The following is a 17,462-nucleotide window of genomic DNA, read 5'->3' on the forward strand; positions in this document are numbered from 1 at the left end:
AAACATCCTTAATTACAATTGCATTTGAATTTGAGTTTTAGGGTGTTGAGTTGTTCTTGGTCAACTGCGCTGGGAGCTTCTAACATCAAATCTTTGGCGCTTTGGGTTTTAGGAAAAGCAATAACATCTTTGATATTGTTGGTTTTGGTAAACAACATCACAAGACGATCAAGACCTAGGGCAAGTCCTCCATGAGGTGGGGTGCCGTATTTAAGGGCTTCGACTAAAAAACCAAAACGAGTTTGCACTTCTTCTTGTGAAAATCCTAAAAGACTAAAAATTAATTCTTGCGTTTGGGGATTGTTAATTCTTAACGAACCACCACCCACTTCGTAGCCGTTCCAAACTAAATCATAGGTTTTGGCAAGAGCTTTTTGAGGATTGCTTTTCAAAATAGCAATATCACAAGGAGCAGTAAAAGGATGATGCAAAGAATAAAGACGGTTGGAAGTATTTGAGTTTTCCAAAGTAAGATCTGGCTGTGGCAGGTCTTCTTGAGTAGTTTCAAACAAAGGAAAATCAACAATCCATAATAACGCTTCTTGAGTTGTATCAACCAAAGATAAATCAAGGGCTAGTTTGGTGCGAAAAATACCTAAAGCTTTGTGCATAATGTCTTTTGTGCCAGAAACGACAAAACAAATTTCTTCATTTTTTAAAAAAGAATCATCTTTAATAAATTGAGATATTCCACCTATAATTTTATCATTTTTTTTAACAAAAGAAAACAATTTCAAGTTAAAATGTTTACTAAAAAACAATTGATACTCATCTAGTTTTCGGCGTGTCAAAACTGCTGTTTTAGAAACTTTAAAGCCTTTAATGTTGCCTGAAAACATATTTTGGGGGTAAGTGGTAGTAACAAAAAAAGTAGTAAAATCGGTGATTTTAAGGGGATTTCTTAAATCTGGTTTATCAGAACCATAAAGTTCAAAGGCTTGTTGATAAGTTAATCTTAAAAAGGGTTGAGAAAGTGGTTTTTTCCAAATATTGGCAAATAAATCTACTATAATTTCTTCTGTTAAGGACATAATTTCATCTTGATTTAAAAAAGATGTTTCAATATCGATTTGACTAAATTCAGGTTGTCTATCAGATCTGAGGTCCTCATCGCGGAAACAACGTGCTACTTGAAAATACCTTTCAAATCCTGCAATCATGTATAATTGTTTAAAAAGTTGGGGAGATTGAGGAAGGGCATAAAAATTACCTGGATAAATTCTGGAAGGCACTAAATAATCTCTTGCTCCTTCAGGAGTGGATTTAGATAAAATGGGAGTTTCTAGTTCTAAAAAATCATTTTTCAAAAGAGTTTGACGAATACTTTGGGTAATGTGGTGTCTTTGAATCAAAAAATGTTTAACTTCAGGATTTCTTAAATCCAAATAACGATATTTAAGTCTGGTTTCTTCTAAACTTTCTTGACTTTGAAACACATTTAAAGGTAAGGTTTGAGCCTCACTTAAAATTTCAATATGAGATACTAAAATTTCAATATCACCAGTTGGCAAATCAGGATTTTTATTGATTCTTTCAATTACTTGACCTTTAATTTGCACGACTGTTTCTAATTTAATTAAAGCTATTTTGTCGTATTGTGGATTATTTTCTTTAACTAATAATTGAACGATACCAGAAACATCACGTAAGTCAAAAAAAAGAGTTTTTCCTAAGTTGCGTTTACGAAAAATAAAACCTTTTAGAAAAACTGTTTTTCCTTGATGGGCAAGTTGTAATTGATTGTTATAATGGCTATATTTAGTTTTCATGAATTAATTTAACTCCTTGTTGTTTTGAAAATAAGAAACAACATCTTTTTGCAATATGGTGGTTTGCTGTTGGGTGTCAGTATTTTTGATTGTAATTTGATTGTTGTCAAATTCTTTTGGTCCCAGAATTAAAAAATAAAGGGGTTGTTGTTTTAAGGCTTGTTTGAGACTTTTGGAAAAAGATAAAAACTGATAATTAAGATCGACGGAAAAACCTTGATGGCGGAGAGTTGTTGCAAGTGCAAGTCCTTGATAAAAAAATTGCGGCACACTAACTAATATAAAGGCATCCAAAGAAGGTAAGATATTTTTATTGCAAAAGGAATGAGTGGCTAAAATCGACATTAAACGTTCCATGCCTAAGGCAAAACCAATACCAGGCGAAGGGTTTCCTCCAAATAAAGTAACTAAATTATCATAACAACCACCCCCACCTAAAACTGCTTGATGTCCTTGTTCGTTATTATAAACAATTTCAAAAACGCTATGAGTATAATAATCAAGTCCACGGACTAAATCATGACACAATTCAAAATTAACATTCATTTGTTTAAGCCCTTCTAAAACTTGTAAAAAACGAACTTTGGCGTCCTCAACAAGATGGTCAAAAATGCGTGGTGCTTTCTTTAAAAAAGGTTCGTTGTGACAATTTTTACAATCCCAAATACGCAAAATATTTTTTTCAAATCTTTCTTGACATAAAGGACATAATTGTTGATAGTGTGTTTGTAAATAGTTTTTAAAAACTTGTAAATAATTATTGTATGTAGTTTTACATCCCAAAGAATTAATCTTCACAGTAATATCACAAATCCCTAATGATTTGAGGGTTTCATAGGCAAGAGCAATTACTTCTACATCTAAAAAAGGGCTTGATTGTCCTAAAATTTCTACTCCTACTTGATGAAATTGACGATAGCGTCCTTTTTGAGGTCTTTCATAGCGAAAACAAGGTCCATAATAAAAAAACTTGTGTAATTGTGAGGTTTTATCTAATTTATTTTCCACATAACTACGAATAACACCAGCAGTTCCTTCGGGACGCAAAGTAATAAAACGTCCTTTTTTATCTGCAAAAGTATAAGTTTCTTTGGAAACCATTTCTGAATGTTGAGCTGCTCTATCAAAAACACCACGATATTCAATTATAGGGGTTCTTATTTCTTGCAAATGATACTTGGCAAACAAAGTGCGAATGTGATTTTCTACTTTTTGCCAACAAACCATTTTATCTGACATCAAATCATAAGTACCTTTAATTTTAGAAAACATCTTTGGGCTCCTTTGCTTTTGGGGTTGGGTTGGGTTTTAATTTTGTGATGATTATTTTTTTGTTATTTTTTTGTTGTTTTGGGATAAAAGTTTTGATAAAGCTTTTTGGGTTTTTGTTGTTGGAGATTTTATATTTTTTAATTTTTGGTGCTAATAAAGCTTTAAAAAATACATGAAAATGATTTAAAAAATACGCACAAACACACAATAAACAAAATAATTTTAATAAGGTGTCATTAATATATGGAGTAAAATAAAATAAATGGGGAATAAATAATTGTCTGCATTATAAATAATAAATTATTTAATTATTGATTCTTTGAATTTGATAAATTTGCGAAATTTTATATAAATTAGTAATTAGATTATTTAATTCTTTAGTATTAGCTATTAAAACCCTAATCTTAATAATAGTTTCTAATTTTTGTTTATTAATAACATTAAATTCTAAAATACTTACATTAAAACTGTTAATTTTATTAATAATTTGTTGAACTAAAGTATCTTTGGTAGAAGCAATAATACTAATCCAAGCAGGATATTTAGCAATAGTAGGGTCTTGTTGCCATGAAGCAGTAATTAATCTTTTTTCATCACATTGAGCTAAATTATTACATTCCTTGCGATGCACAATAATACCTCTTCCTTTAGTGACAAATCCTAGGATTTCATCGTTATAAACAGGGGTGCAACAACTTGCCAATTTTAATTTAGGATTTCTAAGACCTTCAATAATAACGCCTGTCTCACTTTGATGTTTGAGTTTTTTATGCGATTTTGCCATTTGTTTTTGTAAAATATTTTGACTTAAAGTTTCTTTGGCTAAAACAAGCAATTTATTAATTACTGACTTAGGATTTAATTGTTTTTTAGCAATTTCATAATAAAAATCATTAAGAGTTTGAATATTGTAACGCTCAAAATGTTTTTGGACAAAATTATTATCAATCAAGGAAAGTTCAATTTTATTGGCAGTTAATTCTTTTTCAATAATATCTTTTCCTTTTTGAATCTCTGCTAAATATTCAGTTTTATTTTCTTTGATATCTTTTTTTAAAAAACCTTTAATTTTTCTTTTGGCATGTGTTGTTTTTACCATGCGCAACCAGTCTTTATTAACTGATAAAATATTTTTATTGGTTTTAATCGAAATAATATCACCATTTTTGAGTTGATAATCAATTGGTACAATTTGCCCGTTAATGATGGCTGCTGTCATTTTGCTTCCTACTGCGGAATGAATACGAAAGGCAAAATCAATGGGGGTAGAACCTTTGGGAAGTTCAAATACTTCTTGAGTAGGAGTAAAAACATAGACATTATCACTTAAAATATCATTTTTAATAGAATCTACAAATTCTTTGGGTGTTTCTTCGGGATGATTTTTGGCATCCATAGTAATTTTAACTAATTCTTGATACCATCTTAATTTTTTGGCAAGTTCTAGTTGTTTATCTTCTTGGGAATAAGTTTTATTTTCTTTATAAGCCCAGTGAGCAGCAATTCCTTTTTCAGCAATTTCATCCATTTCTTGAGTTCTTATTTGCATTTCAAACAAAGAGCCATCCTTAGTTAAAACAGTTGTATGCAAAGATTGATAAAGATTAGGTTTAGGAACTGCAATATAGTCTTTAAATCTTAGGGGAAGTGGCGAAAAATGACCGTGAATAATCCCTAAACATTGATAACACAAATCCACAGTAGGCACAATAATTCGAATAGCTAAAAGGTCAAAGATTTCTTCAAAACTAACTTTTCTTTTAACAATTTTTTTATAAATACTATAAATATTTTTGACACGCCCTTTAATAGTGTAATTTTTGAGTTGGTGGCTGTCTAAAAGAGATTTAATATTGGTGATAATTTTGGTAATTGATTCTTCACGTTGTTGTTTTTTTAACCGAATTAAATTAGAAACACGATAGTATTCTTGAGGAAAAGCATATCTTAGAGACAAATCTTCTAATTGTGATTTAATTTCAAAAAGCCCTAAACGATGTGTTAAAGGAGCGTAAATTTCTAAGGTTTCTTTGGCAATACGTAATTGTTTTTCTGAAGACATCGCATTTAAAGTTTGCATATTGTGCAAGCGGTCAGCAATCTTTACAATAACAACTCTAATATCTTTTGCCATTGCTAAAAACATTTTTTGTTGATTATCGGCATGTCCTTGATTTTTGTGAAAAGCAATTTTGGTAAGTTTAGTTGCCCGATAAACTAAATAAGCCACGTCTTCGCCAAACAAAGAAGTTAAATCTTGCATAGTAGCATTAGTGTCTTCCAAAACATCGTGGAGTAATCCTGCCATTAAAGTATTGGGTTCGCTGTTTAATTGTGCCAAAATTTTAGTCACTGCACAAGGATGAATAATATAGGGTTCTCCTGTAAAACGTGTTTGTCCGTGATGTTTTTCTTTGGCAAAAAGATAGGCTTGAGTAATTTTTTGCAAAATGGTGGCATCTTGAATATTTTTGGAAATCACAGCCATTAAATCTTGATATAATGTATCTTTTTCTAAAGTTAAATCGGAATCTAAAATCATCTTATCACCTTCTTTTTTAAGGATTTGCAAAAAAACGCAAAGAAAATAAAAGAAATCAAAAAATAAATTAAGTGTATAGTCTTTTTGTGCCTTGAAAATAAACTTCTTTAATAACGCCTGCCCCACAACAAATATTGTTATCATAAAAAGCAAATATTTGCCCTGGAGTTACTGCTTTAATTGTTTGAGGATAATGAATTTCTAAGTTGTTTTGGTCTAGCCAAGTTAAAATAACGTCTTGATTGGGTTGGCGGTAGCGCATTTTGGCTTGTAGGTGCAAATTGGTTTTTTTGCCGCGCCAAACAATATCACCAATTAAGGCTTTGTCGCTGTATAAATAAGGATGTGTGCTACCTTGTTCTACGTATAAAGTGTTAGTTGGAAGGTGTTTACCAACGACAAACCAAGGTTTTTGGCTGGGAACATCACCCAAACCTAAATTTTTACGTTGCCCTATGGTATAATACATTACTCCTTTATGATGTGCTAAAAAAGTCCCATCCAAAGTTTTAATATCACCTTTTTGAGCGGGTAAATAGTTGCTTAAAAATTGAAAAAAATTTCTTTCACCAATAAAACAAATCCCCGTGGAATCTTTTTTAGTGGCATTAATTAAATTATTTTCTAAAGCAATTTGGCGTACTTCTTGTTTTGTGAGATTGCCCAAAGGAAACAAAATATTTTGTAATTGTTTAGTTGTTAGTTGTGATAAAAAATAAGTTTGATCTTTGTTTTGGTCAACAGCACAAGCAAGTCGTGGAACTAATTTTTGGTCTGAAGAAGTTTCATATATAATGTTAGCATAATGTCCCATAGCAATATATTGAGGGGCAAGTTTTGTTGTTGCATACTCAATAAAAGCTCTAAATTTAATTTCATTATTACACAAAATATCAGGATTCGGAGTAAGATTATTTTCAAAGGCTTTGATAAAAGACATAAAGACTTTTTGCCAATATTCTTCAATAAAATCAACACGATGCAACTTAATTCCTAGTTGTTCAGACACTTTTAAGGCATCTTTATAATCTAGTTCTTGCGGGCATATGTCATTTAAAGTGGGATTACCTTGGATATCAAAATTAAGATTGCTATCCCAATTACGCATAAAAACTGCTTCTACCAAATAACCTTGTTTTTTTAAAAGAAAAGCAGCAACGGCACTATCAACTCCGCCTGATAAACCAACAACAACTTTTGTCATTTTTTGCTCCTTTTCTTTGTTTTTAATTTGTTATGTGTGTGTTTTGATTTATTATTTTGATGATATTTATTGATGTTTTGAGATTTGGGTGTTTTGGGATTTTATATTTTTAGAACTTTGATTTATTGCTTTTTATTCTTGTCTTTGTAGATAAATAGGAAGCAAAAATTCGTTTCTGGGCGAAAGACTATTTTCTAAAACTTTAGGACCTGGTGCCATATTTTGTCTTTTAAATTGATTTTGATAAAAAGTTTTTAGATATGAAACAACTAATTGATTGCTTTTTTCTGGACTTAAATCAAAGGCAATTTGCAAAAACCAAGCAATTTTAGTTTTGGTAAAACCTTTTTTAATGTGGCAACAAAGAATAAAATCTTCCATAATTAATTTTTGATTGATGTTTTCTTGCACTAATTTTTGATATAATTTTTTTAAGGCAGGTGTAATTTGTAAATAGTTTTTTTCTAAATGATAAAGTAATAATTCTTTGACTAAAACATTAGGAACGCCAGCATTGACATTATAAATGTGGTCGTAATGAATACGAGGATTGTTTTTTCCTAAAGCCATATCCGAAAAATTATTATTTTCTAACAACAAAAACTTTTGTGTTTGGGAATCTAATTCCTTTAAAAAAACTTGATCTAGGTCTTTGGAACAAGAAGCAAGTTCGTTTGACAAAGTAGAAATGTTGTTAATATCGTTGAATAAAGTAGTTGTTTCGTTTGCTTCATTTATTTCATTTGTTGCGTTTGTGTCATTTGTGGCATCAGTTAGATTAGTTGTGTTAGTGGTGGCATCAGTTTTGTCAAGCCCCAAAAAGGCTAACAAATCTTTTTTCTTTAAAAAACTACTTTCACAAATGTGGCAAACTCCTTTGGTTTGTAAAAAATCTTTGAGGAGTTGATAATGAGTTTGGTTGGAAAAAAGAAGTGGATTTAGGATTACAATGAAATCTTCTAACGGTTTTTGCAACAAGGAAAAGCTTTGAAAAGCAACTACCAAAGTTAACAAATCATTAATATTTTCAGTAATTTCTACAATTATTTTGGCGTTTAAATTGCTAAGTTTAGTTTTAAGTGCTAATACTTGGATTTCATTTGCCAATTTTAAATGCGAAGCAACATTTGATTGAGGAATAAAAGGCGTTTGATTAATTGGTTTTTCAAAGTGATAATGGGGCGTTTCTTGGAGTTCAAAATAAGCTTTTAAAAAAGGATGTTGTTTTCCTATTCTTTGGTCACCATAAGTAGTATCAATTCTTCTTTGAAATTTAATTAAATCAACACAAACATCAACTACTAAACTTACATCTTGATTAAATAAATCTTTTTCGGCGACCATTTGGCCTAACAAAGCAGCCATTTTGTGATTAGAAAATAAATTATCAACAGTAGATTCAGTAATTCCGCTACTAGTGTAAAAATAGCCTCCAATTTGTTTGCGAGAATGATCAAGAACGGCATTTTTTCTTAAATCAAGTTTGCCTATGTGATCGGTTGAGGCAGAAGGATTAAAAATTAAATGAGCACCGTTTAAGGAAAGTAGATCACCAGGAGAAAAGACAGTCCATAAATCTTGACAAATTTCTACTCCAAAAATAAGATCAAATTGGGAATTAATAAATAAAACATCTCCAAAAGGAACTGTTTGACCCAAAATTTGGATGTATTGGGATTCGCAGGTTTTGCCTGATTGAAACCATCTTTTTTCGCTAAATTCTTTATAATTGGGAATAGTTTTTTTAGGGATTATTCCTAATATTTTATCTTTTTGAATGATAACTGCTACATTAAATAAAACTTCATGCAAAGCAAGAGGCATGCCTAAAATATAGACTCCTTCAAAAGAATTATTTTTTAAAAGCCAATCTAGAGCTTGAAAATTTTGTTCTAAAAAAGTAGTTTCAAAAAAAAGATCTCCTGCTGTATAACTACTTAAACAAAGTTCAGGGAACAAAACAAAACTGGCTTTACTTTTGTTTAGAACATTTTGCATACTATAAGCATTTTTTAAGGGATTACCTACTGTTAAAGGAGGGCTTGCTAATTCAATTTTAATAGAACCGTTTTTGTACATTTTCTTTCATTTGCTTCCTTAGTTATTCATTATTTAATAATTAAAGATTAATATTTATGATAATTAATATTTTTATTAAGATAATTTATAATAATAACTATAATTTTTATTGTTTATATTTAAATAATTTAATAATTTTTTATGATGTTAAATAAATTGATAAATATTTAATTTATGGTTTGGGATGATAAAAAAAATAAAACCATTATATATATTATATAATTTTTTAATAATTTTCCCAAATAAAACCTTATAATTGATTCTTTTTTATTATTAATAATAATTTTTGATTATAATTGTATTTATAAAGATTATTTTATTGCTAAAAACTATTATTAATAATAAAGATAAATAAAAAAAACTAGGTTAAAAAACCTAGCTTTTTAAATAATGATTAAATAAGATTATTTATTTTTTTTGTTTTTTTTAACAAAGAAAAACACACCACCAGCAACGGCAGAAACAACTACAACAGCTACTAATGTTAAGAACCACACTGTTTTGTACCAAGGTTTTTGAACTACATTAAATTCAAAGGTAACTTGTCCTGAAACAGTAGTTTTACCATCTACAGCTTTAACAGTAACTTTATTAGCATCGTCGCCTTTACCAACTGTGAAAGTTAAGTCGTTTTCGGTTACAGTTGCAGGAACTTTAGCTCCAGCTTCTCTTAAAGCTTTTAAACCAGCTTTTGCATCTACTTTGTCATCTTTAACTGTAAGTGTAAGTTTTTTGTCTGTTCCTAAAGTTAATTTATTTAATTCACATACGCCTACTAAATCTAATAATTTTTCGCCTTTTAAAGCGCTTGTAGTTGAGGCATCTACAGGTGTAACTTTTACTTGATTATTGATAACTTGTACTTTTACAGAATCTTTTGTTACTTTTTTATCCAATGAAGTGTTTTGAACTTTCCATTGAGTAACAACTTTTTCTGCATCAGATGCATCATTAGCAGTAAGTTCAAGAGGGGTGTCACATTTTAAAGTGCTTAAATCTAGTGGATCATCAGCAAAAACTTGAACGCCAACAAACATTAAAGCAACAGCAGCAAATAAAACTAAAACTTTAGCAACTAAAGATTTTTGAGTTTTTTGATTTTGCATTGTTTATTCTCCTTTCTTTCGTTATATAATTATATGGTTTGAGTTGTTTTCTAATAAAGAGTTAAAAGACAATCAAAACCTACTATTATTTTAACATGAAAAAAGGAAAAATGGGAAATAATAATTAAAAAAATAAAGCTTTATTAGTTATAAAAAAATTATTCTTGTGTTCCTAAATCAAAGTTATTATCTTTATTTTCTTTCAAACTTACCACAGCAGCCTCAGTTGTAATCATCAAAGCAGAGATAGAAGCAGCATTAAGAACAGCTTGACGAGTTACTTTAGTAGGGTCAATTATACCTTCTTTTAAGAGACAAACATACTTACCTTCTTTAGCATTAAACCCAAAATTTAAGGGTTGTAAAAGTTGTTGTTTTACCACATCTTTACCTGAAAATCCTGCATTATAAGCAATTTGATAAGTAGGTACTAAAAGACTTTGTACTACTACATCAATTCCTTGTTGTACTTCTTTATTATCAGATACCAAAGTATCTTTTAATTCTTGATAAACCTCCACTAAAGCTTTTCCACCACCAACTACAATTCCTTCAGTAATAGCAGCTTTAGTAGCATTAAGAGCATCTTCAATACGTAATTTTTTATCTTTTAATTCAGTATCAGTTGCAGCCCCAACTTTAATTAAGGCAACTCCTCCTGATAATTTAGCTAATCTTTCTTGCAAATTTTTAGTTTCATAATCAGAAGTAGCATTTTTAATTTGAGTTTTTAATACTTGAATACGTTTTTCTAATTCAGGACTTTTAGAATTACTTATCAAAGTAGTATTATCTTTTTTAATAATAGTTTTATTGATATTTCCTAAATCATCTATTTTTAAATCTGCTAATTTCATATTAAGTTCTTTAGAAACAAAATTAGCTTTTGTAAGTACTGCAATATCTTGTAACATTTCTTTTTGATTATCACCAAAACCAGGAGCATTAGTTACAACTACATTAAAAGTTCCTCTTAATTTATTAGCTACCAAAACCCCTAAAACTTCATTTTCCACAGCTTCAGCTACAATTAATAAAGGTCTAGATGCTTTTACTACTTCTTCCAAAATAGGTACAATTTCTTGCACAGTACTAATTTTATGATCAGTTACTAAAACTAACGCATTTTCTAACTGTACTGTCATACTTTCTCTATCAGAGACAAAATAAGGAGAAGCATATCCTTTATCGTACTGCAATCCTTCAACAACTTCTAATTCTGTTTCAAAACCTTTGGATTCATCAACATTAATAACTCCATCTTTTCCTACTTTTTGCATCGCTTGGGCAATGATTTTACCAATTTCTTGACTACCTGATGAAACAGCAGCCACATTTTGAATATCTTCTTGGACGTCTACTTTTTTAGATTTAGCTAAAAGTTTTGTGGCAACTGTTAATGCAGCTAACTCAATTCCTTCTTTTACTAAAACAGGATTAGCTCCTGCATCAATTGCATCAAACCCACGATGAATCATACTTTGTGCCAAAACAGTTGCTGTAGTTGTTCCATCTCCTGCTTTATCGTTAGTTTTGGAAGCTACTTCATATACTAACTTTGCTCCCATATTTTGATAAGGATTTTTTAATTCAATTTCTTTAGCAATAGAAACACCATCATTTACAATAGCAGGTGAATCATAGGCTTTTTCTAAAATAACATTACGTCCTTTAGGTCCTAAAGTCACTTTAACAGTATTTGCAATTGCATCTACTCCTTGTAATAAAGCTTTTCTTGCTTCTTTGCCATAAAGTATTTTTTTACTCATTTTATTACTCCTTAAATATTTTGATTATTGATTATTATATCTTTATATCTTTATTTATTGATTTATTGATATTTAATTAATATTTATAATTTTATGATTTATAATTTTAAAAAAAGTTTAAAATATTGTCTTTTTATTTATTAATACTTAGTTTATAATTATTTATCTTATCTATATTATCTTATTTAATTTGTGCCAAAATATCTTTTACAGCAACAATTAAATAATCTTTTTCTCCTAAAGTAACTTTGCTACCAGAATAGCTTTTATAAACTACTTCATCATCTTTTTTTAAACCTTCAACTTTGGAACCTACTCCAACAACAACCCCAACAGAGGATTTTTCTTTTTCTGATAAAGCCAAAATAATTCCGCTAGCTGTTTTAGTTTCTTCCATTTTCAATTTTAAAACAACATTGTCATGTAAAGGGATAATTGTTTTTTGTTTCATGATTAAACTCCTTTTAATTTAATAATTTATTATAGTAAATAAAATATTTTTGTAATGATTTAATTTTGGCACTAAATAATTTAAGTGCCAAAGCACTTTTATTATATCATAAGATTTAATAATTGGCAAGTATTAAAAAAAATAATTTGGTTTGGAGGATTCAAAAATTTATTTTATATTTTTGGTAAATATTATTAAATTTGTCTTATTGGGAATTGCAAAAAAAGTTTTTCATTTATGTTATTGTTTATTCATAAAAATAAGTTTGATAAATAATCTTTAATCTTGGATTAAGATAAATAACACAACCAAATAATAATAAATTACAAGTAATAACTGTTTCTAAATTAAGAACAAAAATAGTGATAAAGGAAGTTATTTCATTAGCAAAAAAGATATTATAATATGGATTATCTTTTAGAATATGTTTAATACTTGACAAATAACATAAATAACCATTTATAGCATAAGAATAAGCATGAATTAACATAATTATAATTAAAATACTTAATAAACGTATAATATTTTTTTTATTAATATTAAAATGACTTAAATCTTTACAATATAATAATCCTGTAAAAGACCAAGATAAAATAGGTATTAAAGTTTTTAAAAGATAATTCAGTATAAGAAAAGTTGATTGATTAATATTTTTTTTCCCAAGCGAAAAAATATCATAATTAGCTAAAATCCAAGAATGTCCCAAAGTAGTTACAAAGTCACAAAACACATAAATAAGAAGCATCCAAGAAGCTTTCTTAAATCCAAAGAAAAACCCTAAATAAAATAAAGGTACTAAAGCCAGATTAAAATAAGCTTTATAAGTTAAAGAAGACTTAAAATCATATAGCCCCATTTGTTTAGAAAGATGAAATAATATAAGAGCTAAAGCAATTATATGAGCTGCTAGAATATATTTATGTACTTTCTTATTTTTCTTATTCTTATTAACATTACGCATATATTTATTCTAATTCCCTTCCAATATTGTTTTTATTATGAAAACAAAATATAAAAAATTTTTTTATACAACATGTTATTTCCTTGAAGCAATATTTTAACTTAACTAAATAGTATTAAATAATAATTAGTGTCAATTAAAATATTTATAATTTATCAATTAATCAATTAGCTATTATTAAAGATTAGATAATAATTAATTTGATAATAAAAAAAATAGCCTTCAAAAACTACTCAAAAACAATTTTAATTAATAAATAATTAAAGATAATAATTTGATAATTTTTAAAAACTAATTTAATAAGGATAAAAAGGGCATTCCTATAATAAGGAACAATTTGTTCTTAAATTAAGGAATAATGATGTTCTTAAAATGAAGAACAATTAAGTAATACAAAAAAATGATACTAAAAGTAAATTATTTATTGTTCCCCTTTTCAAATATTAAATGTTTCCAAACATGCAAAACAAAATAATTGATGGATAGCAAAATAATAATTTAACCAGCTATATTATATAATATTTTTTTAAGGAATGAATCAATTATTTTTTTAAGGAATGAAAAAATTAAGATGCAAAAAAAAGGCGAAAAAGTGAAAAAAAGCGCGGCGCAACAATTATGATATTATAGTTTTTTTACTCAACTCTTATATGACAGTGTTGAGTTTTTTATATTATAAATTCAGATCTGATATACAAAAAGAGCTAGGATATGACGCCGAACTCTTTTTTTATTTTTTTCTACAAAAATAAAGTATGACACCGTTGTGCCAATGAACCAACCCAAAGACAACTCACCAAAAGGTTAAAGTTCAATTATATTTGAACAAATTATAAGGGGTTCGTCAATATTCAGGGTTAATTATTTTTTGGGTTTTTGAGATTTATCATTGTTTTGCTGCTTTGGTTTTGGTGGATTTGGCTGAGAAAAACTATTTTTCGCTTGTTGGTTTTGAGTTTGATTTTTGTAATCCTTTTTGGGGTTTGAGGGTTTATCGTTGTTCTTCTTTTGCTTTTGTTATTGTGTCCCTTTATTTGGGTTTGGGTTGTTTGGGTTGTTCGGTCTGAACTGTTCCGTTTTTTGCATCAATTGTTAAAATATTAGATTTATTTTCTTCAGTTAAAATTTAGATCCACCAAAGGCTTTAACTCTCCTTTTATTGCTTCTAATTGTTCTTTGGATAAAACTATTTTGCCATCCTTAATTTCTTTAATTTGGCTTTCTGTTAAAGTAGTCAGTTGAAATTGTTCCTTTACTTGTTCAGCAACTCTTTGAGCTAATTGATTTGTCTTATTATTTCTTTGCTCTTGTGTTTTAGGTGATTTTATGTCTTTGTATAAATTAGGTTCTTTAACATCTTTAAAACTCAAATATCCTAACTTACTTACAACAATTACAAAAACTAACAACGAAAATAACATTGCAATTAAGGAACACACAAAGACAATCAATAAATTTTTTTTCTCAAACATAAATATCTCCTTAATAAAAATATGAATAATACAAATGTTAATAATGCAAATGAAATAGGAAAAAAATAATTAGGAATGAAAATAATAAATAAAATAAATAACAACAAATATAATAAACCCTAAGCAAAAACAAAATATACTAAAAAAATAAAATATTCATTCTTTACTAGGGGCAAATTATTGGAGTGTTTCATCTAAATATATATTATATTTTAATTGTAGCAAAAAATATAGCAAAAATCCAAGAAAAAACAAAGTGTTTATGTACAAACCAAATAAAGGCTTTAACTATTTTAATAAATTATCAAATAAATATACAAATATAATGGAGATGATGGGCAAAAAAGATAATAACCGTGCGCAAAATAACATAAAAACAATCAAATCAAATAATGTTGCAATTAAAATAAACCCCTATCCTAAATATAAAATTATCCCAAACCAAACAACTAACAATAAATTTATTTTTAACAAAAAAACATCACCCAAATAAACCCTTATTGTGATATAATAACTTATATATTGTAATTAACAAAGGAGAAAAACAATGAGTAAATGTTATATCACTGGAAAAACCACCCTTTTTGGTAATCGTCGTAGCCACGCTATGAACGCAACTAAAAGAATTTGGAAAGCCAACTTACAAAACGTAAAAATTGTTGACGAAAACGGCAAGGTTCAAAAAGTAAAAATCTCTGCTAGGGCACTCAAAAAGCTCAAATTACAAAGAGCCTAAAACTCTTTGCCTTCCTTTTCTTTCTTATTTTTTATATTTATATTTTATGATTTTTTCATAAAGATAAAGAAAGAAATAAGAAATCAAAAGTTCAAAAATCCCATCAAAAAGTTCAAATAATAAAAATCAAAAATTAAAAAATAATAAATAATAAAACACAAACACATCGCATAACAAAATAAAAATAAATAAAATCAAAAAAATAATAAGGAGTCCTAAACACATGAAAGCAAATATTCACCCTCAATTTGAAACAGTGGAAGTTTCTTGTGCAACTTGTGGCAAACAACACCCAATTGGCACCACAGTTACTAGCATCAAAATAGAAACTTGTTCTAATTGCCACCCTTTTTACACTGGCGCACAAACTTTTGTAGTTAAAGCAGGGCCAGTTGACAAATTTAACAAACGTTATGGTATTACCCAAGACCAAAAAGTTAAAACAGTTTCTTCAAATGCTGATAACCAAAAAGAAACCACCAAAGAATTGATTAAAAATAAATAATAAATACTTAAAAAATAAAATAGCAAATCACTCTCCAAGTTCTTTTGGACCAACTATCACACCACAAAAACCAAAAAAATTAATTCAAATTATCTTATTTATAAAGGAGTTCAAAAGAATGACCCAAAAAGAACAAGGGCAAGGGTTTATTGAAGTTGTTTGTGGACCAATGTTTGCAGGCAAAACAGAAGCATTAATTCAACGCAGTAATCAAGCATTACAACTCAACAAAAAAATTTTATCCTTTAAACCGCAAATAGATGACCGTTATTCTGTTAAAGAAGAAATAGTTTCTCACAATCAAAACACTATTCCTGCTATTTTAATTGACAAAAGCAAAGACATTCTCCCGTTTATTACTCCCGAAATTAATGTTGTCATAATAGATGAAGCCCAATTTTTAGATAAAGACATTGTCGCTATTGTAGATTATTTAGCTAACTGCAATATTGAAGTTATTATATCAGGTTTAGAACTTGATTTTTGCGGAAAACCATTCGGACCAATGCCTTATTTATTAGCAATTGCAGACACCGTTACTAAATTAACTTCAATTTGTGCTATCAGTGGCAAAAAAGCCAACCGCACTCAAAGATTAATTGACGGCAAACCTGCTCAAAGCAATGAACCTGTTGTTTTGGTAGGTGGAAAAGAATACCACGAACCTCGTTGTCGCAAACACCATTGTTTAGCAGATATTGACAAAACAAAAATTAACTGGCAAAACTTCACCAACCAATCTAAATAACTCCACTAAAATAATTCATCTCAATAATTCGTTTGGAATGTGGATTAATACTTAAAATATGGAAAATAACAACCAACAACATATTTTTTTTATGAAAGAAGCTTTAAAAGAAGCCCAAAAAGCCTACCTCAAAGAAGAAGTCCCCATCGGAGCTGTCGCTGTTTTAAACCAAAAAATAATTGCACGAGCTCACAATAACAGAAACACTAAAAAACTTTTTTTTGGACACGCTGAATTTTTAGCCCTCATGAAAGCAGGCAAAAAGATAAACAGCCGTTTTTTAAATGATGTATCTCTTTATGTCACTTTAGAACCTTGCTTAATGTGTACAGGAGCCATCATACAAGCAGGCATCAAAAACCTTTATTATGGCACAAGCATGGAAAAATCATATTCTTTTAATGATATGTCATCTATCCAAAATATGCCTTTTATGGATAAATTAAATATCCAATCAGGAATTTTAGCTCAAGAAAGCATGCAACTTTTACAAAAATTTTTTCAAGAACTAAGAATCAAAAAAAATAATTTACTATCCCGATAAAAACAACAAAAAAACAAAAAAAATAATTTCAGCAACCCAATAAAAACTCTTATCACAACCAAATTAGACCATCACAACCGATGGTCTTTTATTTTCAAAAAAACTAATTTGCCAATAATAAAATGTTGTTATTTTAAATATTGGCACATCCTAAATAATACACCCTACATTAAAATTACAAATAAATACTAATAAAAAATACTATATTGAACCACATTTACCAAAAAATAAATAATAAAACAAACTAAAAACAACCTTTAATATTTATATCTATTATCTATTTTACTTTTATCTTAACTATATT

At 28.5% G+C, this 17,462-nt stretch carries 14 protein-coding genes; 4 read left to right on the plus strand and 10 right to left on the minus strand.

Features of this window, described 5'->3' with window-relative positions; all coding sequences use genetic code 11:
• Positions 1-8 precede the first annotated feature (8 nt).
• From aspS to AACP42_RS00740, 10 genes are all read right to left on the minus strand, one after another.
• Complete coding sequence (gene aspS, locus AACP42_RS00695) at positions 9-1,769, minus strand: aspartate--tRNA ligase (RefSeq protein WP_212775363.1); 1,761 nt, start codon at positions 1,767-1,769, stop codon at positions 9-11.
• 3 nt (positions 1,770-1,772) lie between these two features.
• The gene (hisS, locus tag AACP42_RS00700; RefSeq protein ID WP_212775364.1) at positions 1,773-3,041 is read right to left on the minus strand and encodes a histidine--tRNA ligase; all 1,269 of its coding nucleotides are present in this window, start codon (positions 3,039-3,041) and stop codon (positions 1,773-1,775) included.
• Positions 3,042-3,345: 304 nt separating this feature from the next.
• On the minus strand, positions 3,346-5,583 hold the full coding sequence (locus AACP42_RS00705) for a RelA/SpoT family protein (RefSeq protein WP_212775365.1): 2,238 nt from the start codon (positions 5,581-5,583) through the stop codon (positions 3,346-3,348).
• A gap of 67 nt (positions 5,584-5,650) precedes the next feature.
• Positions 5,651-6,814 carry a tRNA 2-thiouridine(34) synthase MnmA gene (gene mnmA / locus AACP42_RS00710; RefSeq protein WP_227807390.1) on the minus strand — a complete coding sequence of 388 codons (1,164 nt, stop codon included), beginning with the start codon at positions 6,812-6,814 and terminating at the stop codon, positions 5,651-5,653.
• Positions 6,815-6,919: 105 nt separating this feature from the next.
• Positions 6,920-8,866: an NAD+ synthetase gene (locus tag AACP42_RS00715; RefSeq protein ID WP_212775367.1), complete on the minus strand. Its 1,947-nt coding sequence runs from the start codon at positions 8,864-8,866 to the stop codon at positions 6,920-6,922.
• Between the two features lie 404 nt (positions 8,867-9,270).
• Complete coding sequence (locus AACP42_RS00720) at positions 9,271-9,972, minus strand: hypothetical protein (RefSeq protein WP_212775368.1); 702 nt, start codon at positions 9,970-9,972, stop codon at positions 9,271-9,273.
• 158 nt (positions 9,973-10,130) lie between these two features.
• Entirely contained in the window at positions 10,131-11,741 is a 1,611-nt protein-coding gene (gene groL, locus AACP42_RS00725; protein WP_212775369.1) for a chaperonin GroEL, read from the minus strand.
• A 181-nt stretch (positions 11,742-11,922) separates the two neighbouring features.
• Entirely contained in the window at positions 11,923-12,192 is a 270-nt protein-coding gene (locus AACP42_RS00730; RefSeq protein WP_011160495.1) for a GroES family chaperonin, read from the minus strand.
• Positions 12,193-12,439: 247 nt separating this feature from the next.
• Positions 12,440-13,153 (minus strand): hypothetical protein, encoded by a 714-nt coding sequence (locus AACP42_RS00735; RefSeq protein WP_212775370.1) that lies wholly within the window; start codon positions 13,151-13,153, stop codon positions 12,440-12,442.
• 1,115 nt (positions 13,154-14,268) lie between these two features.
• Complete coding sequence (locus AACP42_RS00740) at positions 14,269-14,625, minus strand: hypothetical protein (RefSeq protein WP_212775371.1); 357 nt, start codon at positions 14,623-14,625, stop codon at positions 14,269-14,271.
• Between the two features lie 547 nt (positions 14,626-15,172).
• Here AACP42_RS00740 and rpmB point away from each other — a divergent pair.
• The 4 genes from rpmB to AACP42_RS00760 all read left to right on the plus strand — a co-directional run bounded on the left by rpmB (position 15,173) and on the right by AACP42_RS00760 (position 17,158).
• Positions 15,173-15,361, plus strand: a complete 189-nt coding sequence (rpmB, locus tag AACP42_RS00745; RefSeq protein WP_011160481.1) for a 50S ribosomal protein L28 — start codon at positions 15,173-15,175, stop codon at positions 15,359-15,361.
• 223 nt (positions 15,362-15,584) lie between these two features.
• The gene (rpmE, locus tag AACP42_RS00750; RefSeq protein ID WP_212775372.1) at positions 15,585-15,866 is read left to right on the plus strand and encodes a 50S ribosomal protein L31; all 282 of its coding nucleotides are present in this window, start codon (positions 15,585-15,587) and stop codon (positions 15,864-15,866) included.
• Between the two features lie 118 nt (positions 15,867-15,984).
• Positions 15,985-16,614 carry a thymidine kinase gene (locus AACP42_RS00755; RefSeq protein ID WP_212775373.1) on the plus strand — a complete coding sequence of 210 codons (630 nt, stop codon included), beginning with the start codon at positions 15,985-15,987 and terminating at the stop codon, positions 16,612-16,614.
• 58 nt (positions 16,615-16,672) lie between these two features.
• A complete protein-coding gene (locus AACP42_RS00760; protein ID WP_212775374.1) occupies positions 16,673-17,158 on the plus strand; it encodes a nucleoside deaminase in 486 nt (161 codons plus the stop codon).
• Positions 17,159-17,462: the final 304 nt, after the last annotated feature.

Source organism: Hydrangea phyllody phytoplasma, assembly GCF_036985185.1.
Lineage (GTDB): Bacteria > Bacillota_I > Bacilli_A > Acholeplasmatales > Acholeplasmataceae > Phytoplasma > Phytoplasma asteris.